Source organism: Streptomyces sp. NBC_01244 (genome assembly GCF_035987325.1).
Taxonomy (GTDB): domain Bacteria; phylum Actinomycetota; class Actinomycetes; order Streptomycetales; family Streptomycetaceae; genus Streptomyces.
This window is the reverse complement of sequence record NZ_CP108488.1, coordinates 1,373,650-1,398,904: the sequence shown is the minus strand read 5'-3', so window position 1 is coordinate 1,398,904 and position 25,255 is coordinate 1,373,650. Positions and strand designations below refer to the sequence as shown.

22 protein-coding genes and 1 pseudogene are annotated in these 25,255 nt (G+C 72.6%); 16 read left to right on the top strand and 7 right to left on the bottom strand.

Annotated features, from left to right (window positions below):
• Positions 1-139: 139 nt before the first annotated feature.
• Complete coding sequence (locus OG247_RS05965; RefSeq protein ID WP_327251224.1) at positions 140-343, bottom strand: hypothetical protein; 204 nt, start codon at positions 341-343, stop codon at positions 140-142.
• Positions 344-463: 120 nt separating this feature from the next.
• A complete protein-coding gene (locus tag OG247_RS05960) occupies positions 464-1,588 on the bottom strand; it encodes an aminoglycoside phosphotransferase family protein (protein ID WP_327251223.1) in 1,125 nt (374 codons plus the stop codon).
• Between the two features lie 230 nt (positions 1,589-1,818).
• Here OG247_RS05960 and OG247_RS05955 point away from each other — a divergent pair, with 230 nt between their 5' ends.
• Positions 1,819-3,300 carry a DNA-binding protein NsdB gene (locus OG247_RS05955; protein WP_327251222.1) on the top strand — a complete coding sequence of 494 codons (1,482 nt, stop codon included), beginning with the start codon at positions 1,819-1,821 and terminating at the stop codon, positions 3,298-3,300.
• Positions 3,301-3,445: 145 nt separating this feature from the next.
• Here the strand turns inward: OG247_RS05955 and OG247_RS05950 are convergent, their stop codons facing one another.
• On the bottom strand, positions 3,446-4,873 hold the full coding sequence (locus tag OG247_RS05950) for a PP2C family protein-serine/threonine phosphatase (protein ID WP_327251221.1): 1,428 nt from the start codon (positions 4,871-4,873) through the stop codon (positions 3,446-3,448).
• A 665-nt stretch (positions 4,874-5,538) separates the two neighbouring features.
• Here OG247_RS05950 and OG247_RS05945 point away from each other — a divergent pair.
• From OG247_RS05945 to OG247_RS05935, 3 genes are all read left to right on the top strand, one after another.
• Positions 5,539-7,773, top strand: coding sequence for a xanthine dehydrogenase family protein molybdopterin-binding subunit (locus OG247_RS05945; protein ID WP_327251220.1), 2,235 nt, complete (start codon positions 5,539-5,541; stop codon positions 7,771-7,773).
• Positions 7,774-7,797: 24 nt separating this feature from the next.
• On the top strand, positions 7,798-8,253 hold the full coding sequence (locus OG247_RS05940) for a (2Fe-2S)-binding protein (protein ID WP_327251219.1): 456 nt from the start codon (positions 7,798-7,800) through the stop codon (positions 8,251-8,253).
• Between the two features lie 67 nt (positions 8,254-8,320).
• Positions 8,321-10,297: an APC family permease gene (locus OG247_RS05935; RefSeq protein ID WP_327251218.1), complete on the top strand. Its 1,977-nt coding sequence runs from the start codon at positions 8,321-8,323 to the stop codon at positions 10,295-10,297.
• Here the strand turns inward: OG247_RS05935 and OG247_RS05930 are convergent.
• Positions 10,179-11,438, bottom strand: coding sequence for a helix-turn-helix domain-containing protein (locus tag OG247_RS05930; RefSeq protein WP_327251217.1), 1,260 nt, complete (start codon positions 11,436-11,438; stop codon positions 10,179-10,181). The two genes, OG247_RS05935 and OG247_RS05930, sit on opposite strands and share 119 nt — an antisense overlap.
• 144 nt (positions 11,439-11,582) lie before the next feature.
• Between OG247_RS05930 and OG247_RS05925 the strand changes: the two genes are divergently transcribed.
• The 3 genes from OG247_RS05925 (at position 11,583) to OG247_RS05915 (ending at position 13,897) form a co-directional block, all read left to right on the top strand.
• Positions 11,583-12,155 (top strand): TetR/AcrR family transcriptional regulator, encoded by a 573-nt coding sequence (locus OG247_RS05925; RefSeq protein WP_327251216.1) that lies wholly within the window; start codon positions 11,583-11,585, stop codon positions 12,153-12,155.
• Between the two features lie 88 nt (positions 12,156-12,243).
• Positions 12,244-12,888 carry a DUF6461 domain-containing protein gene (locus OG247_RS05920; protein WP_327251215.1) on the top strand — a complete coding sequence of 215 codons (645 nt, stop codon included), beginning with the start codon at positions 12,244-12,246 and terminating at the stop codon, positions 12,886-12,888.
• Between the two features lie 55 nt (positions 12,889-12,943).
• The gene (locus tag OG247_RS05915; RefSeq protein WP_327251214.1) at positions 12,944-13,897 is read left to right on the top strand and encodes a DUF4304 domain-containing protein; all 954 of its coding nucleotides are present in this window, start codon (positions 12,944-12,946) and stop codon (positions 13,895-13,897) included.
• A 50-nt stretch (positions 13,898-13,947) separates the two neighbouring features.
• On the opposite strand, the gene OG247_RS05910 is transcribed toward OG247_RS05915, so the two are convergent.
• Positions 13,948-14,844, bottom strand: coding sequence for a LysR family transcriptional regulator (locus OG247_RS05910; protein ID WP_327251213.1), 897 nt, complete (start codon positions 14,842-14,844; stop codon positions 13,948-13,950).
• A 202-nt stretch (positions 14,845-15,046) separates the two neighbouring features.
• Here OG247_RS05910 and OG247_RS05905 point away from each other — a divergent pair.
• From OG247_RS05905 to OG247_RS05875, 7 genes and pseudogenes are all read left to right on the top strand, one after another.
• A pseudogene (locus OG247_RS05905) lies at positions 15,047-15,214 on the top strand (helix-turn-helix domain-containing protein); the annotation flags it as partial.
• Between the two features lie 197 nt (positions 15,215-15,411).
• A complete protein-coding gene (locus OG247_RS05900) occupies positions 15,412-15,810 on the top strand; it encodes a hypothetical protein (protein WP_327251212.1) in 399 nt (132 codons plus the stop codon).
• The gene (locus OG247_RS05895; protein ID WP_327251211.1) at positions 15,807-16,580 is read left to right on the top strand and encodes a transcriptional regulator; all 774 of its coding nucleotides are present in this window, start codon (positions 15,807-15,809) and stop codon (positions 16,578-16,580) included. The genes OG247_RS05900 and OG247_RS05895 overlap by 4 nt, the downstream gene beginning before the upstream one ends.
• Before the next feature lie 71 nt (positions 16,581-16,651).
• Positions 16,652-17,080, top strand: a complete 429-nt coding sequence (locus OG247_RS05890) for a roadblock/LC7 domain-containing protein (protein WP_327251210.1) — start codon at positions 16,652-16,654, stop codon at positions 17,078-17,080.
• Between the two features lie 111 nt (positions 17,081-17,191).
• Positions 17,192-17,566: a hypothetical protein gene (locus OG247_RS05885; protein WP_327251209.1), complete on the top strand. Its 375-nt coding sequence runs from the start codon at positions 17,192-17,194 to the stop codon at positions 17,564-17,566.
• Positions 17,567-17,728: 162 nt separating this feature from the next.
• The gene (locus OG247_RS05880) at positions 17,729-21,304 is read left to right on the top strand and encodes a bifunctional glycosyltransferase/CDP-glycerol:glycerophosphate glycerophosphotransferase (protein ID WP_327251208.1); all 3,576 of its coding nucleotides are present in this window, start codon (positions 17,729-17,731) and stop codon (positions 21,302-21,304) included.
• A gap of 124 nt (positions 21,305-21,428) precedes the next feature.
• A complete protein-coding gene (locus OG247_RS05875) occupies positions 21,429-21,911 on the top strand; it encodes a VOC family protein (protein ID WP_327251207.1) in 483 nt (160 codons plus the stop codon).
• 59 nt (positions 21,912-21,970) lie between these two features.
• On the opposite strand, the gene OG247_RS05870 is transcribed toward OG247_RS05875, so the two are convergent.
• Positions 21,971-22,711: an SIR2 family NAD-dependent protein deacylase gene (locus OG247_RS05870; protein ID WP_327251206.1), complete on the bottom strand. Its 741-nt coding sequence runs from the start codon at positions 22,709-22,711 to the stop codon at positions 21,971-21,973.
• A 117-nt stretch (positions 22,712-22,828) separates the two neighbouring features.
• On the opposite strand from OG247_RS05870, the gene OG247_RS05865 reads away from it, so the two are divergent.
• Both OG247_RS05865 and OG247_RS05860 read left to right on the top strand, forming a co-directional pair.
• Entirely contained in the window at positions 22,829-23,707 is an 879-nt protein-coding gene (locus tag OG247_RS05865; RefSeq protein ID WP_327251205.1) for an ATP-grasp domain-containing protein, read from the top strand.
• A 97-nt stretch (positions 23,708-23,804) separates the two neighbouring features.
• Positions 23,805-24,674 (top strand): GNAT family N-acetyltransferase, encoded by an 870-nt coding sequence (locus tag OG247_RS05860; RefSeq protein WP_327251204.1) that lies wholly within the window; start codon positions 23,805-23,807, stop codon positions 24,672-24,674.
• 8 nt (positions 24,675-24,682) lie between these two features.
• On the opposite strand, the gene OG247_RS05855 is transcribed toward OG247_RS05860, so the two are convergent.
• Positions 24,683-25,126, bottom strand: a complete 444-nt coding sequence (locus tag OG247_RS05855) for a subtilase-type protease inhibitor (RefSeq protein WP_327251203.1) — start codon at positions 25,124-25,126, stop codon at positions 24,683-24,685.
• Positions 25,127-25,255: the final 129 nt, after the last annotated feature.

Here is a 25,255-nt window from a genome sequence, read left to right as displayed (position 1 = left end):
AGGTGTTCGGGGGATCATGTGAAGTCAAGGCATACGCGCCGGTCGCCCATCCGGAGCGGACATGGGAAATCCCGTGGTGTACGCACCGGATGTGCGCACCACGGGATCTCGGGGGCCGGGCCGTCGGGCCCGGGTCATGTCACCGGTCGGCCGTGAAGTCCGCCGCGAGGACGGCCCCGTCCCCGTCGCCCGCCGGGGCGTAGTTGGCGTACGGGGTGGGGCCCGCGATCAGCTGCGCGGATTCGTCCGCTGCCGCTGCCGCTGCTGCCGCCGCCGTCCCGGTACCGGCTGCCGCGAGCCCTGCCGTCAGAGCGACGGCGGCCGCCAGATTGCGTATGCGCATGGTTTTCCTCCCCTGTTCGCCCCGGCGTGCCGCCGGGGCGAACACCAGTGTGCAACACGCCGTAGTCCCGCGGCCGGACGAGCCGCGGGACTACGGGACCAGCGGGCGGCGCGACGAGGGTCAGCGCGTGCCCACCGCCGCGCGGACCGCCCTGCGGGCCATGCCCGCGTCGTCGTGCAGGCGGCGCAGCAGCAGGCGCTGCTCCTCGCCCGAGGACAGGCAGCCGGCAGGCGGCGCCTGAGTCGGGGCGGTCGCCAGCATCGAGCGCTGCACGGCCGTCTCCGACATCCGGATCTCCCGGGTCAGCACCAGCATCAGGTTGACCAGGAACGCGTCCCGCGCGGCCGGTCCGGCCACCTGTGCCAGGCGGCTGATCTGGGCGCGTGCGGCCGGGGCGTCGCCCAGTACCGTCCACAGGGTGGCCAGGTCGTAGCCCGGCCGGTACCAGCCCGCGTGCTCCCAGTCGAGGAGCACGGGACCCGTCGGGGACAGCAGCAGGTTCGACAGCAGCGCGTCGCCGTGGTTGAACTGCCAGGGGTTGCCCGACATCTTCACGCCGTGCAGCAGCTTCTGCAGATCGCCGAAGTCACGGTCGGTCAGCAGGCCGAGCTGGTAGTCCCGGGCGATCCGCCGGTCGTAGTCCAGCGGCCGCCCGAACAGCTCGTCCGCGGGCTGCCAGCCGTTCACCTGGCGCACCGCTCCCAGCGCCGCCCTCAGGTCGGCACGCGGCGGGGCCTCCACCGGATGCCGCTGGAGCGCGGCGACCCGGCCGGCCATCCGCTCGACGATCAGTACGCAGTTCTCCGGATCGGCGGCGATGAGCCGCGGCACCCGGACCTGCGGGCGGTGCCGGACGAACGTCCGGTACGTCGCTATTTCGTGCCGGTACCGCTCGCGCCACTCGGGCGAGTGATCCAGTAATACCTTCGCGACGGCCGTCATCCGTCCGGTGGTTCCCACCAGCAGGACCGACCGGCCGCTGCGCCGCAGTACCTGCACCGGGGCGAACTCCGGACAGATGCGCTGCACGGAGGCGAGCGCGGTGCGCAACTGCGCCCCCTGGGGGCCCGACAGGTCGATTCTCCCGCTGAGCGGCTGCGATCCGGTTCCCGGCATCCGCCGCGCCCGGACGGCGCCCTGCGCCGAGGCCGCGGGGCGGCCGGGTTCGAGGTAGGGGCCGCCGCCCGCGGGGAGCGTGCGGTGCGGCCGGACCGGGGCGGACACGGAGGACGTGGCTGCGTACATGGCGTTACGGATCCCTTCGTGCGCCGACGAGTTGCGTACGCCGCCCCGCCGGATCCCGTGCATCACCCTGGGGAGTTCCGCCGGTGACCGGGTCGGGGAGGCGCATTCCTACCTGACACCCGGGCGTGGGTGGCGGACCACATTGCGTGCCCTGGCGAACCCTGGCGAATAGTCGCTCGGCATCTGACGGGGGGTTACTGTCAACTCAGCCGAGAACCTGGGGGCTTGACGTGAGCAAAGGTCCAAACACCCGTCTGAACGACCTGTTCGGCCTGGCCGGCTGGTCGAAGGGCGAACTGGCGAGGATGGTCAACCGGCAGGCGGCCTCGATGGGCCACCACCAGTTGGCCACCGACACCTCGCGGGTGCGGCGCTGGATCGACATGGGGGAAACCCCGCGCGAACCGGTGCCCACGGTACTGGCAGCACTGTTCACCGAGCGGCTCGGTCGTGTCGTGACCATCGAGGACCTCGGGTTCGTACGACAACGGCGCACCGCCAAACGGCAACCGGACGGGGAGCAGGAGAACCCCGACGGAATGCCCTGGGCGCCCGAACGCACAGCCGCGGTCCTCACCGAATTCACGGGAATGGACCTCATGCTCAACCGTCGCGGTCTGATGAGCGCGGGTGCCGCGCTCACCGCCGGCTCAGCCATCGGCAACGCCATGCACGACTGGCTCCACACCGACCCCACCCGCGCGAAGGACGTGCAGCGCCACGCCGACGCCTTCCAGGCCGACTCGGCGGGCTACGACCGCTACGAGGCCGCGCCCATCGGCTCCCAGGAGATCGAGGCCCTGGAGCGTTCGGTGGACGTCTTCCGCGCCTGGGACGCCTCCAGAGGCGGCGGCCTACAGCGCAAGGCCGTGGTCGGCCAGCTCAACGAGGTGGGCGGCATGCTCGCGTACCACCACCCCGACCACCTCCAGCGCAGACTCTGGGGGGTGGCGGCCAACCTGGCGGTCCTGGCGGGCTGGATGTCCCACGACGTGGGCCTGGAGCCCACCGCGCAGAAGTACTTCGTCATCGCCGCGCACGCGGCCCGCGAGGGCGGCGACCGGCCGCGCGCGGGTGAGGCGCTCTCCCGCGCGGCCCGTCAGATGGTCCACCTGGGCAAGCCGAACGAGGCCCTCGACCTGATGAAGCTGGCACAGTCCGGCTCCGGCGAGCAGACCCTGCCCCGGACCCGCGCCATGCTCCACACCATCGAGGCCTGGGCGCAGGCCGCGCTCGGCAAGGGGCAGGCCATGCGCCGCACCCTGGGTGAGGCCGAGGACCTGTTCGTGTCCACCTCGGGAGACGTGCCGGCGCCGTCCTGGATGCAGCACTTCGACGAGGCCGATCTGCACGGCATGCAGGCGCTGGCCTTCCGGACCCTCGCCGACCACGACCCGTCGGCGGCGACCATCGCGCAGCAGCACGCGAAGGAGGCCCTGCGGCTGCGGGCCGACGGCCACCAGCGCTCGAAGATCTTCGACTACATCTCGATGGCGTCCGCCTGCTTCATCGCCGACGACCCCGAACAGGCCGACCGTTACGCCCGCCTGGCGCTGGTCTCGATGAACGAGACCTCCTCGCACCGGACATGGGACCGGCTGCGCGAGATGTACCGGCTGACCGGTCAGTACTCCGGGTTCGCCGGCATCGAGGAGCTCCGCGAGGAGATCAAGCTGGCCCTTCCGAACAGCCCCGTGGCACGGTCGGTCTGAGACCGGTGGCCGCCGGGGGCCGAGGACGGAAAGGCCGCGCCTTCCGGCGCGGCCCTGAGTCCCGCGAATCGCCCGCGGACCGAATCCCGCAGACCGCAGGTAGCAGACGACAGGTCGCGGACCGAAGCCCGCGGTCCGTCCCTCGCTACGAGCCGATCCGGGCCACCAGTACGCAGGCGTCGTCCTCGCGCTCGCCCTCGCCGAACTCCCCGATCACCAGGCGCACGCAGTCCTGCGCGGACCGGGCGGCGGAGAAGTGCGGTGCCAGCGCCAGCAGCCGCTCGGTCCCGTCGGCCTTGCTGAACTCGATGCTGCGCGGCGTCAGTCCGTCGGTGTGCAGGACGAGCACGTCGCCGACTTCCAGCCGCTCCTCGGCCTGGCCGTACGCGGCTCCGGAGGTCGCTCCCAGCAGGACGCCCTCGGGCGGCAGCAGGGAACGGCCCTGGCCGCGCCGGAACAGCAGGGGGGCGGGGTGGCCGGCCTGGGCCCAGGACAGCACCCGGCGTGCGGGATCGTAGCGGCAGCACACGGCGGATCCCAGCGCGGGCTGGACGGAGGTCTCCAGGAGCTGGTTGAGCCAGCCCATCAGCGGGCCCGGTTCGATGCCGGCCATGGCCATCCCGCGCAGGGCGCCGAGCATCATCGCCATGCCGGAGGTCGCGGTCACTCCGTGCCCGGTGAGGTCACCCACCGTCAGCATCGAGTGTCCGCCGGGGAGTTCGAGCGCGTCGTACCAGTCCCCGCCGATGAGCGCGCTGGTCGCGGAGGGCAGATAGTGCGCCGCGACGTCCAGCGCCCTGGTGTTGTCGTGCGGGAACCGCAGGGAGCCGCGCCACGGGGGGAGCACGGCTTCCTGCAGCTCGACCGCCAGCCGGCGCTCGGTCTGCGCGATCTCCTGCCGGCGCTGCAGCGAGTCCCTGGACTCGCGCACCGCCCGCTGGCTCCGGCGCAGTTCACTCACATCCCGCAGCACGGCCCACATGGAGGCCGTGCAACCGTCGGAGTCGAGTACCGGCTCGCCCCTCATGTGCAGCGTCCGTACGCGGCCGTCGGCCCGGACGATGCGGAACTCGCCGTCTATCGGCTTGCCGTCCACCAGGCAGGCCGTCACCATCGCGGTCAGCAGCGGCTGGTCCTCGGAGAACAGGGTGGAACCCAGCTCGTCGAGGGGCAGCGCACCGGCCTCGGGGGAGCGGCCGAAGATCTGGAAGAGTTCGTCGGACCAACTGACCTCATCGGTCAGCAGGTTCCACTCGGCACTGCCGACCCTGGTCTGCTGTGCCTCGACCCCCGTCTCGGGGGCGGCCTGCGGCAGTGCGGCCGACTCGGGGGAGGCGGGAGGCAGCCCCTCCTTGAGCTGGCCGAGGTGCGCGCGGAGGTCGTCGAGGTGGTGGACGGCGAGATCGCACAGTGCGCGCTGCCAGCGGCCCTGCGCGTCGTCGTCGTCGACGACGGTGTCGCGGCGGACGGCGTCGACTTCTCCCCGGAGCTGTCGGGTCTGCGAGATCAGCGCGTCCACCGACCCTGGCTCGGGGGGTTGCGCGGGGCGGTCCGCGTACAGGTGGGACGGCATCTGAACTCCGATACAGGCGCGGCACGGCCAAGTCTGAGGAGGGACCGGTTCTGAAGGAAGGGCCGGTTACGACTGTTGCACAGCCAGCGACGGCCTGTAAGGCGTTTGGCAACATCTGTGGCGGACTTACCTCAGGCATATGCCCGAGGCCTTCCGGCCCCTCTGGAGCGTGCGAACGAATCCAGTCAGCCCGCGCCGGCGGGGCCGGCGCGCACACCCTGTCGGCCCTCGTCGTCCCCCCGGCGTTCCCCTGCCGTTCCCGGGCTGTCGGACGGTGACCCGTAGCGGGCGAATCGTCGTCGGGCTTGCCCCGTGCGCTCGTGGATGCGCCGGACCGCCTCCGCCGGGGGTGCTTGGGAGCGGCGGCGGCCCGTGTCGCCCGCGGCCGGAAACCGGCCTTCCGGGCGAGGGCGATCGATCGTACGGCCGAGGTGTACGAGGCCCGCCCGGCGCCGTGCCGGCGAAAGACAACGCGGGACCCGGATCAACACGACCGGGCCGGTACCCCCCGAACGAAGGACCCCGCGCCCCGGCTGACGGCATGTCCGATATTTCCCCCGGGATGTGATCCGGACTTCCCACCACACCCCCTGATCGCTACTCTACGTGCCGGTAATGAGCCGGGAGGCTCGCTGGAGCGAGCCGCGCAGGGTGGGGACAACGACATGACCGGGCAGAGCCACGCGCCGACCGACGGGCAGACCCGGCGTTCCTTCCTCACCTATCTGGTCGCCGCTCCGACCCTCGCCCTCGTCACGCGCGCCGGCGCCGACCTCCTCGCCCCGCAGCCCGCGCACGCCGTGATCCCGACCCTGCCCGCCCCGGCCGACCTGGTGGACCTCGGCGACCTGTTCATCCTGGCCGGGGCCCCCACCTCCGCTCTGCTCGCGCTCGTCGTGGAGGCCGACGGAACGATCCGTTTCCGGCTGCCGCGCGAGGAGGTCGGGCAGGGACTCACCACCGCCGTGGCGATGCTCGTCGCCGAGGAACTGGACGCCCCGCTGGCCGCCGTACGGGTCGAACTGGACGACGCGCGCCCCGAGCTGCTCTTCAACCAGCTCACGGGATCCTCCAACTCCATCCGCTCCCTCTACGGCCCGGTCCGCCAGTGCGCCGCCACCGCCCGGGCCCGGCTGGTCGCGGCCGCCGCCGTGCGCTGGAGCCTCCCGGCGTCCACCCTGACCACGGCGAACGGCGTCGTCCGCGCCCCCGACGGCCGCACCGCCTCCTACGGCTCCCTCGCCGCGGCCGCCGCGAACCCCGCCCTGATCGTCCTCGGCGCCACTCCCAAGCCGGCGGCGAAGCACTCCCTGGTCGGCAAGCCCACCAGCCGGATCGACGCCCGCGCCATGGTCACCGGGGCCCAGCGCTACACCCTCGACCTGGACGTGCCCGGGGCCAAGCCCTGCGTGGTCCGCCGCCCGCCCACCTTCGGCGGCAGCGTCCGTTCCGTCGCCAACCTGGCCGCCGTCCGGGCCATGCCCGGCGTGCTGCACGTGGTCACCGTCGCCACCGGGGTCGCCGTCGTCGCCGAGACCTTCGGCCAGGCCCTCGACGCCAAGGCCGCCCTCCAGGTCACGTGGGGCCCGGGCCCGGCCGACCAGCTCTCGGACGCGGCCGTGCGGACGAAGCTGCGCGCCGCCACCCCGCCGCTGCTCGTGCCGCCGCTGCTCACCGCGCACGTGGACGCCGAGTTCGACTTCGCCTTCGTCAGCCACGCGCCGATGGAGACCAACTCGGCCGTCGCCGACGTGCGCGAGGACCGCGCCGAGATCTGGTCCGGGCTCAAATCGCCGATCGTGGCCCGCGAGACGATAGCCGCCGACCTCGGCCTGCCCCTCGACAAGGTCACCGTCCACGTGGTGCAGGCCGGAGGTTCCTTCGGCCGGCGGCTGTTCTTCGACGCCGCGCTGGAAGCGGCCCGGATCTCCAAGGCCTGCCGCCGTCCGGTCCGGCTGATGTGGACCCGGGTGGACGACACCCGGCACGGCCGGATGCGCCCGGCCACCCACCACAAGATCCGGGCGACGCACCTGCTGGGCGAGGTGCTCAGCTTCGAACACCGGGTCGCCGCCGCGGAGACCGACTTCCGGCACGGCCTCGGCGAGATCATCACCGCCACGGCCGCGAGCCTTCCGCTCGGCATCGGCAACGCCACCCTCGCCCAGACGCTGTTCCTCACCACGATCAAGTCCCCGTACCACTTCGGGCTCACCACCCAGGCGCTCACAGAGGTCCCGACCGGAGTGCCCACCGGGTCCTGGCGCTCGGTGTACTCGGCGAACACACGCGGGGCCGAGGAGATCGTGGTGGACGAGCTGGCCGCCGCGACCGGCCGGGACCCGTACCAGTTCCGCCGGACCTTCCTGAAGACGGCCGCCCAGCGCGCCGTACTGGACAAGGCGGCCACGGAAGGGGGCTGGGGCCGGGCCATGCCGGCCGGCTGCGCCCAGGGCATCGCCTTCCACGAGGAGTACAAGTCCCGGACGGCCTGCCTGGTCGAGATCGACACCAGGGACCCGGAGCACATCCGCGTCACGAAGGCGGTCATCGCCGTCGACGTGGGCCTGCCCGTCAACCCGCGCGGTCTGGAGGCCCAGATGATCGGCGGCCTGACCGACGCGATCTCCACCACGCTCAAGGCCGGCCTGCACCTGGACAAGGGGCTCCCGCTGGAAGGCAGTTACAGCCAGTTCCACTGGGCGCAGCAGCGCGACACCCCGAGGGACGTACGCGTCTTCGTGCTCCCGGCGACCGGAACCGAGCCGGGCGGGGCCGGCGAGCTGGGCCTGCCCGCTGCCGTGGGCGCGATCGCCAACGCCTACGCCCGGGCCACCGGCACCAAGCCGCGCAGCTTCCCCCTCGACTTCGACGTCGACTTCACCCCTTACCCGCGCTAGACGACCGACTCCAGGAGCCGAGCCGTGCCCTCGCACACCTTCACCGTCAACGGGCAGAGCGTCACCGTGGACGCGCCCGACGATCTGCCCCTGCTGTGGGTGCTCCGCGACATGCTGGGCGTGCGCGGCCCGAAGTACGGCTGCGGAGTGGACGTCTGCAAGGCCTGCACCAGTCACCTCGACGGAGTGGACGTCCGCCCGTGCGTGGTGCCGGTCTCCGCGTGCGCGGGCAAGACGGTGACCACGATCGAGGGGCTGGCCGACGGCGAGGACCTGCACCCGGTGCAGGAGGCCTGGCTCGAACAGGACGTCGCCCAGTGCGGCTTCTGCCAGCCCGGCCAGATCATGGCGGCCGTCGCCCTGCTGAAGCGGACGAGCACGCCCACGGACGAGGACATCGACGCGATCGCCAACATCTGCCGCTGCGGCACGTACTTCCGCATCCGGGAGGCGATCCGCAGCGCGGCGGCGAAGATGTAGGCGGTTCACTCCATGACACAAGGTTGATATGGGACGAATCATCGCAGATTTGGCTGATCATGCCTGAATGAGGCGTATCAATGCGAAACGTGTGCTGGTCGGCGAACCGCTCGACACCGCGCGCCTGGGCGAGACCCTGCTGCCCAAGCGGCTCGCACTCCCGATCTTCTGCAGCGACCCGCTCTCCTCCGTGGCCTACGCCACCGAGGAGATCCTGCTGATCCTCGCCCTCGGCGGGGTCGCGCTGCTCCACCTCGCCTGGTACGCGGCCGCCGCCATCGTGTTCCTGCTCGTGGTCGTCGTCGCCTCCTACCGGCAGACCTGCTACGCCTACCCGGGCGGCGGCGGCGCCTACATCGTCAGCTCCAAGAACCTCGGCCAGACCGCCGCCCTCACCGCCGCGAGCGCCCTGCTCGTCGACTACGTCATGACGGTCGCCGTCTCCGTGGTCTCCGGCGTCGCCGCGATCACCTCCGCCATCCCCTCCCTCTCCGACCACGAAGTCCCCCTGTCGGTGGGTTTCGTGGTGCTGCTGACCCTCATGAACCTGCGCGGCGTACGGGAATCGGGCCGGGTCTTCGCCATCCCCACCTACGGCTTCGTCCTCGTCATCTACCTGATGTTCGCGGTGGCCGCCTACCGGCTCGCGACCGGCGACACGATCCGCGCCGAATCCGCCGAACTGCCGATCACCGCCGAGGGCAACTACGCCGGCCTCGCGGTGGTGCTCCTCGCCCTGCGCGCCTTCGCCTCCGGCTGTACCGCGCTCACGGGCGTCGAAGCCATCAGCAACGGCGTCCCCGCCTTCCAGAAGCCGAAGAGCAAGAACGCGGCGACCACCCTGGCCGCGATGGGCGTGCTCGCCGTCACCATGTTCGCCGGGATCACCATCCTCGCCATGAGCTACAAGGTGCACGTGGCGGCGGACCCGACCGAGCTGGGCCTGGCCCCCGGAACCCCGATGTCCACCGCGCTCGCGCAGATCGGCCGGGCCACCTTCGGAGACTGGCACTTCCTCTTCTACCTGCTCCAGGCCGTCACGGCCGGCGTCCTGGTCCTCGCCGCCAACACCGCCTTCAACGGCTTCCCGATGCTGGCCTCGATCCTGGCCAAGGACCGGTACGTACCCCGCCAGCTCTTCAACCGCGGTGACCGGCTCGTCTACTCCAACGGCGTCGTCCTGCTGGCGCTCGCCGCCATCGGCCTCATCGTCGCCTTCGACGCCCAGCTGACCCGCCTCATCCAGCTCTACATCATCGGCGTCTTCGTCTCCTTCACCCTCTCCCAGGCGGGCATGGTCCGGCACTGGCGGCAGGAGCTCGCCTCCCCCGAGACCCGCAAGGAGGAGCGGATCCACATCCACCGCCGGCTCGCCATCAACGCCGTCGGCGCCACCATGACCTTCGTGGTCCTGGTCATCGTCCTGATCACCAAATTCACCCACGGAGCCTGGCTCGTCGTCATCGCCATGCCGCTGCTCTTCATCGGCATGAAGGGCGTACGCCGCCACTACGACACCGTGGCGCGGGAACTCGCCGTCGCCCCCGGGGTCAAGCCCCGCAAGCCCGCCCGCCACCACGTCGTCGTCCTCGTCGCCTCCGTGCACGCGCCCACGCTCAAGGCCCTCGGGTTCGCCATGGGGCTGCGCCCCGACACCCTGACGGCCGTCTCGGTGGCCGCCGACGAGGAGAGCGCGAACCGGCTGCGATCGGACTGGGCGGACCACGACCCGGGCATCCCGCTCAAGGTGCTGCACTCCCCGTACCGCGAAGTGGTCGGGCCCGTACTGGCCTACGTCCAGGAACAGGCGGCCGCGGAAGGGACGGACATGCTCTCCGTGGTCATCCCCGAGTACGTGGTCGGGCACTGGTGGGAACAGCCCCTGCACAACCAGAACGCGCTGCGGCTCAAGGCGCGCCTGCTGTTCACGCCCGGGGTCGCGGTGATCGACGTGCCGTACCTGCTGGAGTCCGCGCGGCCGGCGGAGAAGGGGGAGCCGGGGGAGCGGCAGGAGGAGGCGGGGACCCGGCCGGGCGCTGGGTGACCGCCGTATGGGCCAGCGCCAGCTCCACGACGTGTGCGGGATCGGCCAGCGAGCGGCCGGTGAGCTGCTCCAGGCGGCGCAGCCGGTTCGAGACGGTGTTGCGGTGGCAGTACAGCCGCTGGGCGGCGTACGTGGTCGAGCCGCGGCAGGTCAGCCAGGTCCCCAGGGTGGTCAGCAGCACCCTGCGGTCCTCCGCGGCCAGCGCCAGGACCGGACCCAGCACCACCTGGCGCAGTCGGCCCGCGAGTTCGGGCTCGGCCGCGACCAGCGCCGCCGGGAGCCGTTCGTCCAGCAGGGCGGTGTGCGGACCGTCGGCTCCCGGCGCCGCGCACAGCGCGAGGACGGCCAGCCGGCGGGCCCCGGCCAGCTCGCCCGGCGTCTCCACCACCGGGCTCACCCCGGCCCGTAAGCCCAGGGGTGCGAGCAGATCGGTCACGGAGGCGAGCGGCAGCCGGCCCAGCTCCACGAGGCCGGTCTCCCCGTCGGCCCGGATCCGCCACAGCACGCGCGGGGCGCCGCCCTGCGGGGTCGCCCACGCGCCGTCCCCGGCGTCGAGGACCACCACGGCGAACCGCCCGCGCTCCGGCAGCCCGAGCCGCCGCGCAGCCTCGGCGGACCGGCCCGCCGGCCCGCCGCCGTCGAACAGGGCGTCGAGCAGGGCCCCCCGCAGCTCCCGCTCGCGGTCGCCGCGTACGGCCTCGGCCCGGCGGTAGGACTCGGCAGCCGCGTCCGCCATCCGGTCGACCACGTCCCACAGGGCGGGCGCCCCGGGCAGCAGCTGGGGCAGCGCCGCCCGGTCCCGGGCGGCGACGGCCTCCGTCAGGACCTGCCACAGCAGCCGGCCGCAGACCCGGTACACCCGCAGCAGGGAGTCGAGCGGCAGGCCCTGCCGGGCGCGCAGTTCGCCGTCGGCGCGGGCCTCGCCGAGCTCGGGCGGCAGGCCGCGGGCCTCGCGGACCAGTCCGTCGACGGCCTGGCGGAGCAAGTGGTGGACCCGCTCGCGCAGGGCGGCCCGGCCGAGCAGGGCGACGTAGACCGCGCAGGCCGGATCCTCGGCCGGTGACCGGTCCGCGAGCCGCTCGGCGGCCACGGCGATCCGGCGGTCCAGGTCCTCGCGTATCTCCCCGATGATCCGCTCCATGACGGGCAGGGTGGCACGTCGGAGGGGGCGCTGGGGAGGGCCGCGACGAGGCGGTGTCCGCTAGCGTGTCCGAAGCACTGCACGTGCAGTGCATATGCGGCGGTCATACCGGCAGCCGCGCCCACACGGTCAGGGACCCCACCCATGCGCCAGAACCCCGAGCGCCGCGCCGCGCTGCTCGACGCCGCCATCGAAGTCCTCGCCCGCGAGGGCTCACGGGGGCTGACCCTGCGCGCCGTGGACACGGAGGCCGGGGTTCCGACCGGCACCTCCTCCAACTACTTCGCCAACCGCGCCCAGCTCCTCGTGCAGATCCTGCACCGCACCCGCGAGCGGCTGACCCCCGACCCGGCGGACCTGACGGGCCCGTTCGACACGAAGGTGCTGCTGCGCCGGCTCCTGGAACGGATGCGCCGCGAGCGCAGCGTCCACACCGCGATGCTGGAACTGCGCCTGGAGGCCACCCGCCGGCCCGAACTCCAGGAGGCACTGGCCGGGTTCCAGGGCGCCGAACTGGAGGCGAACATCGCCTGGCACCTGGAGGCGGGGCTGCCGGGGGACCGGCAGGGCGTGGTCCTGATCTACCTGGCCATGCTCGGTCTGATCGTGGACGACCTGACCGTGCCCGGACTGCTGGATCCCCAGTCCCCCCACGGAGTCGAGGGGCTCATCGACACGATGGTCAAGCGCCTCCTCCCGGAGGGACCCGCCGACTGACTATCGTGCCGGTAGGGCTGGTTCCGGCGGGACCGGCCGGACCGGCAGGACCGGCTCGCATCGCGGGATCGCGGGAGGAACCGTGGCAATGGCGGACATCACGGGGCAGGGCACGGGCGAGGGCGCCCGCGCCTGCGACGGCGGCATCCAGTGGCTCGCGGACTGGAACGCCTGGTACGTCAGCCTCACCTTCGCCCGGGGCATCGGCCCCGAGGAACTGGCCGCCCGGCTCGGCGCCCTGCCGGACCTGCACCCCGGGCCGCTCGGCGCCATCGACGCGTGGAGCATGGTCACCGAGACGGTGGACGGCGACGGGGTGGCCCGGGTCGGTAGCTGGGGCGGCTGGTCCTTCGCCGTGGAACACGGAGTGCCCGCCGGGGCGCAGCGCCTCGCGGAGGTCTCCCGCTCCGGCGTCGAGGCCGTACACCTCGACCCGCAGCCCGATCACCCGCCCAAGCAGTTCGCGTACGCCCGGGACGGCGAGCTGGTCTGCTGCTTCGGCATCGGCGAGGAACACTGGCGCGGCGGCCACCGGCCCGATTTCCTCCTGCCGGAACTGGTCGAGGCCAAGATCCTCACCCCCGACGGCTGCTACGCCCGCCCCGAGGGCGAACCGGACGGGGAACGCGACCGCCTCACCCTCGCCGTACTGGAACACCGCTTCGCGCTGTCCCTGCCCCGGCGCCTCGTCGAGGAGACCCAGCTGCCGGCCTTCGTGACCTGCACGCAGTAGGAACCGGGGACGGACGGTTTTGGTCGGGGAGGGTGCGGCTTGTGACACTACGGGAGTGAACGCGACCGATTTGTTCCACCAGACGCTGCGCGAGCGGATCGCCCCGGCACTGCGCGACGCGGGTTTCTCCGGAACGGGACTGGAGTACCGGCTCCGCGCCGCCGAACCCGACCACGCGCTGCTCGGCTTCCAGCGGAGCGCTTCGTCCGGGGCCGCCGAGTGCAGGTTCACCGTGAACCTGCGCGCGGTCCCGTACGAGGAACACGAGGCCCTGCGGCGGCTGCGGCCGGCCCTCGGGACCCGGCTCAGCGCCAACCGCGTCGGTCCCGTCGGCTGGCACGCCAGGATCGGACGCCTCCTCGGCCATCCGCACGACCACTGGTGGAGCATCACCGACGAGCGCACCGCCGCCCGCGTCGCCGACGAGGTCACGGACGTGGTGCTGCGCCGCGCCGTCCCCGCGCTGTGGGGCGAGGTGACCGACCGGCCCCCGCTGCCGGGTCCCGTGGTGGATCCGGTGCCCGACTGTCTGGACCCGGCGTGCCTGCGGGTGGACAGCGGTCCGTTCCCCGTCACGAGCGGGGAGGCGCCGCTGCCCGTGGACCTCGAGGGCACCCTCGTCCTGGAGACGGGAGAGCGCCGCCGGGCCTCGCCCTTCCTCACCGTCCACGACGAGCTGACCGACGCGGAAGCCCGCATCGTCATCGATGCCCCCTGGCGGCTGGAGCAGCCGCTCTTCGGCTCGGTCCGGGTCGGCATCGCCGCCGACGGTGACGTCCGGGTCTCCGCCAGCCCGGGCAGCATGCTTCCCGGTCATCCGCTGGCGCTCCTCGGCGAACTGGCCCTGTGCCGGATCAACACGGCCGAGGTCGCCGGCAACGGCTCCCTGCGGCTCACCTTCGAGCAGGGCACGCCGCGCGAGGCCTGCCTCACCGTCTCCGGCGCCCCGCACGCGCTGACCGTCGGCGCACCCTGGCACATCGAGGGCTGGACACCGGCCCGCATCTGACGGCCCGCCGTAGTCGACGGCCGTCACCCGGCCGGCCCGGGCCGGGAGGATCAGCCGCCGAGCTGCCGTGCCAGGTGCCGGATCATCGACTCGGTCGCCGGGTTGCGGTCCCCGGTCCGGACGGTCGCGTAGATGTCCCGTACGAGATGGGCCGGTTCGGCGATGTCGTGGAAGGAGATCTCCGCGCGCCGGTCCGCCGCGCTCTGCGGCACCAGCGCCACCGCGAAGTCGGCGGCCACCAGGGAGAGCAGCATCGGATAGCTGTCGGCGCGGAAGGCGATGTCCGGTTCGAAGCCGGCTGCCCGGCAGATCCCCTCGGTCACCGCCTGGAAGCCGGTGCTGGGCGTGGTCGAGGCCCACGCGGTACGGGCGAACTCGCCGAGCCTGACCGGCCCGTCGAGCGGCGGCCTGGCGTGCGGGGGCACGGCGAGCACCAGCTTCTCCCGGCGCAGCAGCACCTGCCGCAGACCGCGCAGGTCAGGCTCCGGGAGGTGGGGGTACTGGTGGGTGACCGCCAGGTCCAGGCTGCCCGCCGCCAGCGAGGGCAGGGCCAGCTCCGGTTCGAGCTCGGTCAGGCTCACGTCGAGCCCCGGATGGGTCCGCCGGAACGCGGCCAGCGCCGGAACCGTGAAGGGCTCCGCGGCGGAAGCGAAGGTGGCGACCCGCAACTGGCCCTCGCGCAGCCCCGCGATATCGCGCAGCGCCTCCTCCGCGGCCTCGATCTCGGCGAGCACGCGGGTGGCGTGGGATACCAGGGTGTGCCCGGCGGCGGTCAGGCGTACGCTCCGACCGGAGCGCTCCAGCAGCGCACAACCGGCCTGGCGTTCGAGAGCGGACAGCTGCTGGGAAGCGGCGGAGGCGGTGACGTCGGCGCGCAGTGCGGCACCCGCGATGGTGCCCGTGCGCGCGACATCGACGAGGAGCTTCAGTTTCCGGGGGTCGAGCATTAGTTGATCTTATGCTCAGGTTTACGCGAGTCCGCTGGTTTTGAGACCGGTGAGCGACTTTGATGGGTTTGCCAGGCCTCGTACCGGAGCAGGGGGACCACTCATGGGCACCGAACACAGCCAGAAGGACAGTGCGGACGGCGCGGACAGTGCGGACAGTGCGGACGGCGGCAGCGCCGCCACCACCACCGCACCCACCCTCATCGGTTCCGTGCAGCGGGCGTTGCGGCTCGTGGAAGCGATGTACGCGGAGGGCGGGGCGACCGCCAAGCGCCTGGCCCGGGTCACCGGGATCCCGCTGCCCACCGTGTACCACCTGCTGCGCACCCTCAGCCACGAGGGCTACGTCCAGCGCGAGGGCGGGTCCTTCCGGCTCTCGGATGATCTGCCGCTCGCATCGTAATGATCAAAAGGGGTGGGGTTCCGGCCAAGCTGTCACGTGCCATCGTGCATGTTCCAGCGGAAAATGCCAGAACGCCCTTCCGCAGTGTGGAAGTTGAGTAAGTTCCCTTCTGTCGCGCCGCACGACCGTGCACCACGCACGGTCCGGCCGGGAGGGGAGCCCGCGTGCCCGGGATCGACGAATGCCTGCTCGAAGCCATGGCCCTGCCTGGTGCCAGGGGGGCCGCGCTGGTCGACTGGAGCAGCGGACTGGCCCTCGGCACCGCCGGGGAGTCACCGGTGGGGGACCACGAGACCACCGCGGCCGAGACCGCCGAACTGGCCCGGGCGGCCGCCGAGTACGAGTCCTTCGCCCCGGGCGGCACCGGGGCGCAGGACGCCGCCGGGCCACCGGTGGAGGACCTGATCGTCACCACCCGGACCGGCTACCACGTGCTCCGCTTCGTCGAGACCAGCTTCGACAGCAGCGTGTTCCTGCACCTGTGGCTCGACCGGACCGACGGCAACCTCGCCCTCGCCCGGCACAGACTCCGGGCCCTGGCCGAGGAGCTGGTACTGAAGTGACCGCCGCCGTAGCCGCCGTCTCCCCGCTGCTCACGCGGCTCGCCGCCGAGCGGGCGACCGGCGCCCTGTTCCGCGAGCGCGGCACGCTCTTCCTGGAGGACGGCCGCGTGGTGCACGCGGAGAGCCCGGCCACCCCCGGACTGGACGTCCTGCTCACCACCGGCGGGGGTCTCACCCCCGAGCGCTGGACCGACGCCGTGAACCAGGCCGGCGCCCGCCGCCAGGTCGCCCGCTTCCTCGTCGACAGCGGCGGGCTCGCGGGCGGCGAGCTGGAGATATGCCACCTCGCCGCGATCTTCGACGCCGCCTTCTTCGCGCTCTCCCCGGGCAGCGGCCCCTCCCGCTTCCGGCGCGGGGCCACCCACTGGATCGGCTCCGTCCGCTCCGTTCCGGCCGCCGCCGTCGAGCGGGAGACCTGCCGCCGCCGGGAACTGCTCGACGCGGTCTGGCCCTACCCCCTGCTGGACACCTCCCCGGTGGTGCCCCGCCCCGCCGCTCCCGGCCAGACCGTCACCGCACGCCAAAGGATCCTGCTCGACCAGGCCGACGGGGTACGGACACCGGCAGACCTCGCCTGGGTGCTGGGCCGGCCGGCCTTCCACACCCTGCTCGACGTACGACGCCTCGCGGCGGCCGGGCTGGTCGAGACCCCGCACGCGCCGGCACCCGCCGCCGCGGAGACGCCGCTGCCCGACTGGATGACGCAGGCGCAGTCCCCGGACGTGGCGTTGCTGCGCCGGTTACGCGACGCACTGGAGGCAAGCCTGTGAGGCTCCCGCTGCGAGCCGCCCAGCGCGGCGACCGTTCCGAGCGGAGGCAGTCCGAAAGGAGAAGGTCCGACATGAGTACGGTGCCCGCCGAAGCCGAGGCCGAGATACTCGCGGAGCTCCGACGGCTGCGGGCCCGCGTCCCGCAGCTGGGCGGGGCGCTCGCCGCGAGCGTCGACGGCCTGGTCCTGGCCCACGACAGCGCCGCCACCGAGGCGGAATCCGTGGCCGCCCTGACCGCCGCGGCCCTCGGAGTGGCCCAGCGGCTCAGCGACTGCACCGGGCAGGGCGGGTTCCGTGAGCTGCTCGTGCGGGGAGAGGACGGCTACGTCGCCACCTACGCGGCGGGCGACGCGGCCGTGCTGACCCTGATCGCGGAGCCGCGCGTCAACGTCGGCCGCCTCCATCTGGAGGCCCGCCGGTCCAGCCTGCGCATAGCCGAGCTGATCGACCACAGCCTCGGCCGCCGCGGCCCGGCCCCGGGGGCCGGCCAGGGCTCCTGACCCCCTCGACCACGTACGTCCGTACCGACCGATCCGCATTCACCGATCCGCATTCACCGAACCGCGCTGACCGAAAGCGCCCGGGAAACAGAAGAGAAAGAGGAAAACGTCATGGCCAACGTGGAGACATCGCTCAAGGAAGCCACCACCAGTATCGACGGCGTGCTCGGCGTCGCCCTGGTCGATTGCAGCAGCGGTATGGCTCTCGGCACCGTCGGCGGCGGAAAGGACCTCGACCTCACGGTCGCCGCCGCCGGCAATACCGACGTGGTGCGGGCCAAACTCCGCACGATGGAGATGCTCGGTCTGAAGGACGAGATCGAGGACATCCTCATCACCCTCGGAAGCCAGTACCACCTGATCCGTCTCCTGAAGGGCCGGGGCTCCGCGGGGCTCTTCCTCTACCTCGCCCTCGACAAGAAGCGGGCCAACCTCGCGATGGCCCGGCACCAGTTGAAGAAGATCGAGGCAGAGCTCGAAGTCTGATCCGATGACGGCGAGGTGGCGGGCGGCTGAACTCATGGCCGCCCGCCCCGCGGCTTCTCACATATGTCCCGAGACGACCGATTTTCGGCATCGCGCCACCCAGTAGGCTGCGGCAATCACCCGATCATCGCCAATGCCATAAAGCTGGAGAACTCGCCACCCATGCCTCCGCGCCTGAGTATCGTCGTCCCCGTCTACAACGTCGAGCTCTATCTCGACGAGTGCCTGGAATCCATCGCGGCACAGACATTCGGTGACTTCGAGGTCGTACTCGTCGACGACGGATCCACCGACGGCAGCGCGGCACTCGCGCAGGCATTCGCCGACCGTGACGACCGCTTCCGGCTGGTTCTCCAGAAGAACGCGGGACTCGGCGCCGCCCGCAATGCCGGCGCCCGCCACATCAGCCCGGGCACCGAGTACCTGGCATTCGTCGACAGCGACGACACCATGCCGCCGGACGCCTACCGGCGCCTGGTCGACGCCCTCGACGAGACCGGCTCCGACTTCGCGGCGGGCAACGTCAAGCGCTTCCGCTCCGTCGGCATGCAGATGTCCTGGGGACACCGCGCGGCCTTCGGCGCGACCCGGCTGAAGACCCACATCTCCAAGTTCCCGGCGCTGGTCACCGACCGCACCGCGTGGAACAAGGTCTACCGGCGCAGCTTCTGGGACGAGCACGCCTTCCAGTACCCGGAAGGCATCCTCTACGAGGACGCCCCCGTCTCCATTCCGGCGCACTACTTCGCCAAGAGCGTCGACGTCATCGCCGAGTGCGTCTACCACTGGCGCGTCCGCGAAACCGGCGAGCGCTCCATCACCCAGCGCTCCACCGACCCGGTCTCGGTCATCGACCGGGTCGCCTCCGTCCGCCTGGTCCGCGAGGCCCTCCAGGGCAAAGAGGGCGCCGCCTACGCCCACTACCTGCGCGACTACGACCGCAACGTGCTGATCGAGGAACTCCCGCTCATCTACAAGCACGTTGCCGAGGCGGGCCCCGATTTCCGCGCCGCCTTCGCCAAGGAGGCCGGCGGCCTCGTCCGGGAGATCGGCACCGGGCCCTGGCCCGACATGTCGGTCGCGGACCGGCTCAAGGCCTACCTCACCGGGGAGGGCCGGATCGAGGAGTTCGTCGCCCTCCTCCAGCACCAGCGCGACTTCACCCACAGCGTGCCGGTCAGGGGACTGGCCCGCCCGCAGGCCGCCTACCCCTTCCTCAAGGCACCGGTCCCCTCCCACGTCCTCACCCTCGGACCGAGCGAACGCCGCGTCGTCAGCCGCCTGGAGCAAGCCCGCTGGGCCGACGGCAAACTGCTGCTGCGCGGCTACGCCGTGCCCGGACACCTGGGCGCCGAGAGCCGCCTCGGCTCGCGCAAGTTGCTCGTCCTGCGCGAGAAGGGCACGGGCCGCCGGGCCGTCGTCACCTCCCGTACGGTCGCCTCCCCGACGGCCACGGCGAACTCCGCGCACCTCGCCCTGCGCCACGCCGACTGGGCCGGATTCACCGCCGTCATCGACCCCACCGCCTTCCGGACGGGCGGCCGGTGGAACGAAGGCGTATGGGGCACCTCCGTCTTCGTCACCGGAGCCGGAGGCCTGTACCGCGGCCGGCTCAAGGGCGGCGAACACGACAGCGGACAGAACCCGCCCGCGCACTGGGTCGCCCCGGACGTGCGGATCGTCCCGAGCACCACCGGGTCATTCAGCGTCCGGGTCGAGATCGTCCGTGCCCGCGCCCTGGACGTCCGCCCGGCCGGCGACGACGCCGTCGAGGTGTCGGGCGAGCTCGCCGCCGAGGTCGGCGCCGGAGCCGCCCTGCGTGCGGAGTACGGCTCCACCGGCACCGTGCTCAGCTTCCCGCTGGAGACCGCCCCCGCCGTCACGGGCGGCCGGATCCCCTTCACCGTCCGCCTGCCGCTCGCCGATCTGGCCGCCGTCCCGGGGGTCCCGGGCGCACTCGGCGAGTGGACGCCGAAGCCGTGGAGCCTGTCCGTGACCGGAGCCGACGGCACGCGGCACCGGCTGGTGCACGACGAGCGCGCCGGGTTCGCCGGACTGGTCGTCGCGCTGCCGGGCGAGGAGCCCGGCCAGGAACCCGGCCGGTCCCTCTACGTCAAGCGCGACCACACCGGACACCTCGCCCTCTCGGTCCAGTTCCCCCCGCCGCTGATCGACACGGTCGAGGCCGGGGACGGCTCCCTGAGGCTCCGGGGCCGCTTCGCCGCACCACTGGACGAGCCCTACGAACTGGTCCTGCACACCTCGTCCGGCCTGGAGTTCAGCTACCCCGTCACCCGTGACGGCGATGCCTTCGAAGCCTCCTTCGAGCCGGTGCTCCCCGAGAGCCGAGCCGGCCGCACCCCGCTGCCGCAGGGCCGCTGGTGGACCACGCTGCGTCCGGTCTCCCGGGGCGGCGGCACCGCGGGCCTGACCGCCGTCGACCGGGGCGCCCCCCTGCAGTTCTCTCCGACCGCGCTGCACTCGGGGCCGCACGCCGTCACGGCCCGGGGCCGCCGGATACGCGTCGAATGCCGCCTCCACGACCGCGTCGTACTGGTCGCAGACCCGATGGCCGGCCCGCACGACCGCTCGCGCTACGCGCAGCGGGTCGCGCGGGACGTGACGTACCCGGCGCAGAGGGCCCTCCCGGTCAAGGACATCGTGGTCTACGACGCCTTCCAGGGGCACGGCGGCGGCGACTCGCCCCGCGCCGTCCACGAGGAACTCCTGCGCCGCGAGGAGAAGCTGGAACACGTCTGGCTGGTGCGCGACGGCCGCGCCGAGGTCCCGGAGACCGCCCGCGCGGTCCCGTACGACAGCCTCGAATACTGGGAGGTGCTCGCGCGGGCCCGGTACTACGTGGTCAACGACAGCGTGCCGCGCGCCTTCCGCCGCCGCCCCGGCCAGACCGTCGTGCAGACGTGGCACGGTACGCCGCTGAAGCAGATCGGCCACGACTTCGTGCACGACTACTACACCAGCCCCGAGGTGCTGGACGCACTGGAGCACGACAGCGCCCAGTGGTCGCTGCTCGCCTCCCCGGGCTCGTACGCCACGCCGGTCCTGAAGCGGGCCCTGGGCTACGACGGCGAGGTCATCGAATCCGGCAGCCCGCGTACGGACGCGCTGGTGCGGCCCGACGCGGGGCGGATCGCGGAGGTCCGCCGACGGCTGGGCCTGCCGGAGGGAAAGAAGGTCGTCCTCTACATGCCCACGTGGCGGGAGAACCGTCTGGGCTGGTCGGTCTCCTCCGGCTACAAGCTCGACCTGAGGATCGACCTGGACGCGGCGCGCCGTGAGCTGGGCGAGGACCACGTCCTGCTGATCCGGGGCCACCACAAGGTCACCGAGCAGGTACGCGAAGGCGTCCGCGACGGGTTCGTCGTCGACGTGTCGCGCTGGCCCGACCCCACCGACCTGCTGCTCGTCGCCGACGTGCTGATCTCGGACTACTCTTCCGCGATCTTCGACTTCGTGCACACCGACCGGCCGGTCCTGCTCTTCGCGTACGACCTGGAGCACTACCGGGACACGCTCCGCGGCTTCACCTTCGACCTGGAGGAGAAGGCCCCGGGCCCGCTGCTCAGGGACTCGGCGAGCCTGATCGCGGCCGTCCGCAACGCGGACGCGGTGGGCGCGCGGTACGCGCGGGCGAGGGCGGCGTTCCGGGCGGAGTTCTGCGACCTGGACGACGGTCAGGCAGCTCGCCGGATCGTCGACCGCATGCTCGACATGTAACCCGCAGGAGTGCATTCCGGGCTGGACACGGACCGGTCCCGACCCCACCGATGAGTTTCGGGGCCGGGACCGGTCTGTATGTGCGGGACGGATTTCCCCACCCCGCACACTCTGGAGGCAAGTCATGGCCAGCACCCCCTTCACCACGTGTCTGTGGTTCGACGGTGCGGCGGAGGCCGCAGCCGACTACTACCTGTCGGTCTTCAAGGACGGCGAGCGCGGCCGCGTCGGCCTCTACCCCGAGGGGAGCCCCGGCGTCGCGGGTGAGGTCATGGTCGTCGAGTTCGAGATCAACGGCCAGAAGTTCGTCGGCCTCAACGGCGGCCCCCAGTTCCCCTTCACCGAGGCGGTCTCCTTCCAGATCCACTGCGCCGACGACGCCGAGGCGGACTACTACTACGAGGCGCTGACCGCGGACGGCGGCCAGGAATCCGCCTGCGGCTGGGTCAAGGACAAGTTCGGGCTGTCGTGGCAGGTCATCCCGGCCGGGGCCATCGAGCTGATCTCCGACCCCGACCCGGGACGGGCCGCACGGGCGACGGCCGCGATGATGAAGATGAAGAAGCTCGACGTGGCGGAGATGCGGCGGGCGGCCGACGAGGGCTGAGGCGAGCCGAGGCGGGCTGAGGCGGGCCGGCAAGGACCGGCGCCGCTCGGCCCGGCCGGCTAGAGGAGCGCGCCGTCCGCGGCGATCCGCGCCAGCAGGGCGGGCAGCGCCGTCCCGATGGGCTCGCGGATCACCTCGTCGGCGAGGGAGTCGTACGGGGTCTCCTGCGCGTTCACGATGATCAGGCGGGCCCCGGCCTCCGCGGCCATCCCGGCCAGCGAGGCCGCGGGCTGCACCTGGAGCGTCGAGCCCACCGCCACGAAGACCTGGCACCCCTTGGCGACCGCGACGGCCCGCGCCAGCACCTCGGGATCCAGCCGCTCCCCGAACATCACGGTCGCCGCCTTCAGGATCCCGCCACACCCGAGGCAGGCCGGATCCGGGTCCCCGGCGGCCACCCGGGCCAGCGCCTCGTCCATCCCCGAACGGGCATGACAGGCCGTGCACACCACGGACCGCGCCGTGCCGTGCAGTTCGAACACCTTGCGCGCGGAGGTCCCGGCGAGCTGCTGCAGACCGTCCACGTTCTGGGTGATCACCCGCAGCGGGATCCCGGCGCGCTCCAGCTCGGCGACGGCGAGGTGAGCGGCGTTCGGCCGCGCCCCCAGGGCCCCGATCTCGGCGCGCATCAGCCAGGACCGGCGCCGGATCTCCGGATCGGCCATGTAGTACGCGTAGGTCACGAGCTTCTCGGCGTCGGCCTCCCGCCGCCACAACCCCTGCGGCCCCCGGTAGTCGGGAATCCCCGAATCGGTGGACATCCCGGCCCCACTGAACACTGCGACGAGCGGCTTTCCCATGGGGCCGACTCTAGGCAGCCCGGACGGCGTTCTCCACGGGTTTCTCCCGCGTCACCACAGGGGGGCGACCGGTGCATCCGGGACTCGGCTGCGCGCGGACATCCGTAGGGTGGCGGCATGTCGACCACCGTCCTGTACTGCTCCGATCCGCTGAACGAGCGCCGGGCCGACGCCCACTTCGCCGAGGAGGCACGCGCGGTGCGCGCCGCCGGGGGCGCCGTCGGGCTCATCGACCACGACGCGCTGCTCGCCCGCGACGCCGGCCGGGCCGTGGCACGGGTGCCCGCCGGGGCGGGGGCGCTCTGGTACCGGGGCTGGATGATCCCGGCGGCCCGGTACGCCGAGCTCGACGCGGCCCTGCGCGAGCGCGGATGCGCACTGCGCGTCGCTCCGGACGCGTACCGGCGCGCCCATGAACTCCCGGGCTGGTACGAGGCGTTCGCCGGGCTGACCCCGCCCAGTCGGTGGCTGGCGACACCCCCGGGCCGGACCCCGGAGCCGGACCGGCTCGCGGGCGCCGCCGCGGCGCTCCCCTCCCGCGCCGGCATCGTCAAGGACTACGTCAAATCCCGCAAGCACCAGTGGGCCGAGGCCTGTCACCTCCCCGACCTCGCGGACCGGGCCGCCGTCCACCGCGTGGTGAACCGCTTCGTGGAACTCCAGGGCGAGGACCTGGCCGGCGGGGTGGTGCTGCGCGCCTTCGAACAGTTCACGGCGGCCGAGGGCGTGGCCACCGAGGTGCGGGTCTGGTGGCGCGACGGTGAGCCCCGGCTGGTCACCGCCCACCCCGACAGCCCGTACGCCGAGGCCGCGGCGCCGGACCTCGGACCAGTGCGGGCCGCCGTCGCGGAACTCGGCTGCGCCTTCGTCACCACGGACCTCGCGCTGCGCGCGGACGGAGCCTGGCGGGTCGTGGAGGTGGGCGACGGGCAGGTGAGCGATCTGCACCGGGAGGCCGACCTCGAGGCGTTCACCCGTCTCCTGACGGGTGGTTGAGCCCGGCCGGGCCCCGATCCGGGCGGCCCCCGCGCCCCTTGCGGGCCTCGCGCGGGGGCGCACGGGTCGCAGGGGTGGATCTGGTACAACATCGGACATGACGGGACTGACTGGATTCGAGATCAACGGCGCGAGCGCCGCCGACATGGCGCTGCTCCGGGACTGGGCCGACGAGGAGGGCTGGAATCCCGGGGACTCCGACCGGTTCGCGTTCGCCGTCGCCGATCCGGGCGGTTTCCTCGTCGGGCGGCTCCGCGGGGAGCCCGTCGCCTGCATCTCGGCGGTCCGGTACGGCGCCGGCTTCGGTTTCATCGGCTTCTACATCGCCCGGCCCGACGTCCGCGGTCAGGGCTACGGGATCCGGCTGTGGAAGGCCGGAATGGAGCGGCTCGACGGGCGGCTCGTCGGCCTGGACGGGGTGGTCGAGCAGCAGCACAACTACCGCAAGTCCGGCTTCCGCTCGGCCTGGAACAACGTCCGCCACGAGGGGGTTCCGCGGACGGCCGGGGAACCCCCGCCCCAGGCGCCGTCCGGGGTGCGGATCGTGGACGCCGCCACCCTGCCCTTCGGGCAACTCGCCGCGTACGACCGGAGGTTCTTCCCCGAGCCGCGCGACGCCTTCCTCGCCGCCTGGGTCGGTCTACCCGGCCGTACCGCCCTCGCCGCGGTCCGGGACGGCCGGGTCGAGGGGCTCGGCGTCGTCCGGCCGGGCAGCGGCGCCCCGCGGATCGGCCCGCTCTACGCCGCCGACCCGGCCGTCGCCGCCGCCCTGCTGTTCCGGCTCGCCGAGCGGACTCCCGACGGCAAGGTCGCCGTGGACGTACCGGACGCCCATCCGCGGGCCGCCGCCCTACTGGGCGGACTGGGCCTGACCCCGACCTTCGAGACCGCCCGGATGTACACCGGCCAGGAGCCGGACCTCGACCTGACCGGCATGTACGGGGTCACGAGTCTGGAGCTGGGCTGATCTGCGGCTCAGATGGTGAAGACCGTGCCGGTGGTGTTCCACAGGGCGCACGGGTTGGCGTAGGTGTAGGAGTAGTTCATCCGGCGGCCCTGCCACACGCCTTCGGCGGTGACGGTCAGCGGGCTCCACTCCCGGGTACACGCCGCGTCGGGGCGCGGCTCGGCGAGCGCGTCCAGCTCGGGGGCGTACGCCTGTAACTCGGCGCACGCCGCGTCCGGGTCCGGGTGGGTTCCGCCGGGCCGGGGCGCGCAGACCAGCGTGACCGCGCGCAGCACCGTACCGCTCGCCGCGTCCTCGCCGTCGGTGACGCTCAGGACGAGCGCGGACGGGGCGTACAGGCTTTCGGTGCCGGCGGGCGCGGCTCCGGCGACGCCCGAGCCGGTGAGGGCGGTGAGGGCGGTGAGCCCCATGGCGGCGGACGACAGTCCCAGGGTCCTGGTGACGGATCGCATGTCGAACACTCCTCGCGTCGTTGCGTCGGATAACGGACGCGAGTCTTGCCCATGCGGAACCGGAACGCCCGTTCGCACCTCTACTTCTCGTCACGCAGCGCGCACGCATGACCGCAGACCGCAGTGGGT

What these genes read in the sequence shown, in the direction of transcription:
- OG247_RS05965 (WP_327251224.1), bottom strand. Translation starts at nt 343, where the DNA reads ATGCGCATACGCAATCTGGCGGCCGCCGTCGCTCTGACGGCAGGGCTC.
- OG247_RS05960 (WP_327251223.1), bottom strand. Translation starts at nt 1,588, where the DNA reads ATGTACGCAGCCACGTCCTCCGTGTCCGCCCCGGTCCGGCCGCACCGC.
- OG247_RS05950 (WP_327251221.1), bottom strand. Translation starts at nt 4,873, where the DNA reads ATGCCGTCCCACCTGTACGCGGACCGCCCCGCGCAACCCCCCGAGCCA.
- OG247_RS05945 (WP_327251220.1), top strand. Translation starts at nt 5,539, where the DNA reads ATGACCGGGCAGAGCCACGCGCCGACCGACGGGCAGACCCGGCGTTCC.
- OG247_RS05935 (WP_327251218.1), top strand. Translation starts at nt 8,321, where the DNA reads ATGAGGCGTATCAATGCGAAACGTGTGCTGGTCGGCGAACCGCTCGAC.
- OG247_RS05930 (WP_327251217.1), bottom strand. Translation starts at nt 11,438, where the DNA reads ATGGAGCGGATCATCGGGGAGATACGCGAGGACCTGGACCGCCGGATC.
- OG247_RS05925 (WP_327251216.1), top strand. Translation starts at nt 11,583, where the DNA reads ATGCGCCAGAACCCCGAGCGCCGCGCCGCGCTGCTCGACGCCGCCATC.
- OG247_RS05920 (WP_327251215.1), top strand. Translation starts at nt 12,244, where the DNA reads ATGGCGGACATCACGGGGCAGGGCACGGGCGAGGGCGCCCGCGCCTGC.
- OG247_RS05910 (WP_327251213.1), bottom strand. Translation starts at nt 14,844, where the DNA reads ATGCTCGACCCCCGGAAACTGAAGCTCCTCGTCGATGTCGCGCGCACG.
- OG247_RS05890 (WP_327251210.1), top strand. Translation starts at nt 16,652, where the DNA reads ATGAGTACGGTGCCCGCCGAAGCCGAGGCCGAGATACTCGCGGAGCTC.
- OG247_RS05885 (WP_327251209.1), top strand. Translation starts at nt 17,192, where the DNA reads ATGGCCAACGTGGAGACATCGCTCAAGGAAGCCACCACCAGTATCGAC.
- OG247_RS05880 (WP_327251208.1), top strand. Translation starts at nt 17,729, where the DNA reads ATGCCTCCGCGCCTGAGTATCGTCGTCCCCGTCTACAACGTCGAGCTC.
- OG247_RS05875 (WP_327251207.1), top strand. Translation starts at nt 21,429, where the DNA reads ATGGCCAGCACCCCCTTCACCACGTGTCTGTGGTTCGACGGTGCGGCG.
- OG247_RS05870 (WP_327251206.1), bottom strand. Translation starts at nt 22,711, where the DNA reads ATGGGAAAGCCGCTCGTCGCAGTGTTCAGTGGGGCCGGGATGTCCACC.
- OG247_RS05865 (WP_327251205.1), top strand. Translation starts at nt 22,829, where the DNA reads ATGTCGACCACCGTCCTGTACTGCTCCGATCCGCTGAACGAGCGCCGG.
- OG247_RS05860 (WP_327251204.1), top strand. Translation starts at nt 23,805, where the DNA reads ATGACGGGACTGACTGGATTCGAGATCAACGGCGCGAGCGCCGCCGAC.
- OG247_RS05855 (WP_327251203.1), bottom strand. Translation starts at nt 25,126, where the DNA reads ATGCGATCCGTCACCAGGACCCTGGGACTGTCGTCCGCCGCCATGGGG.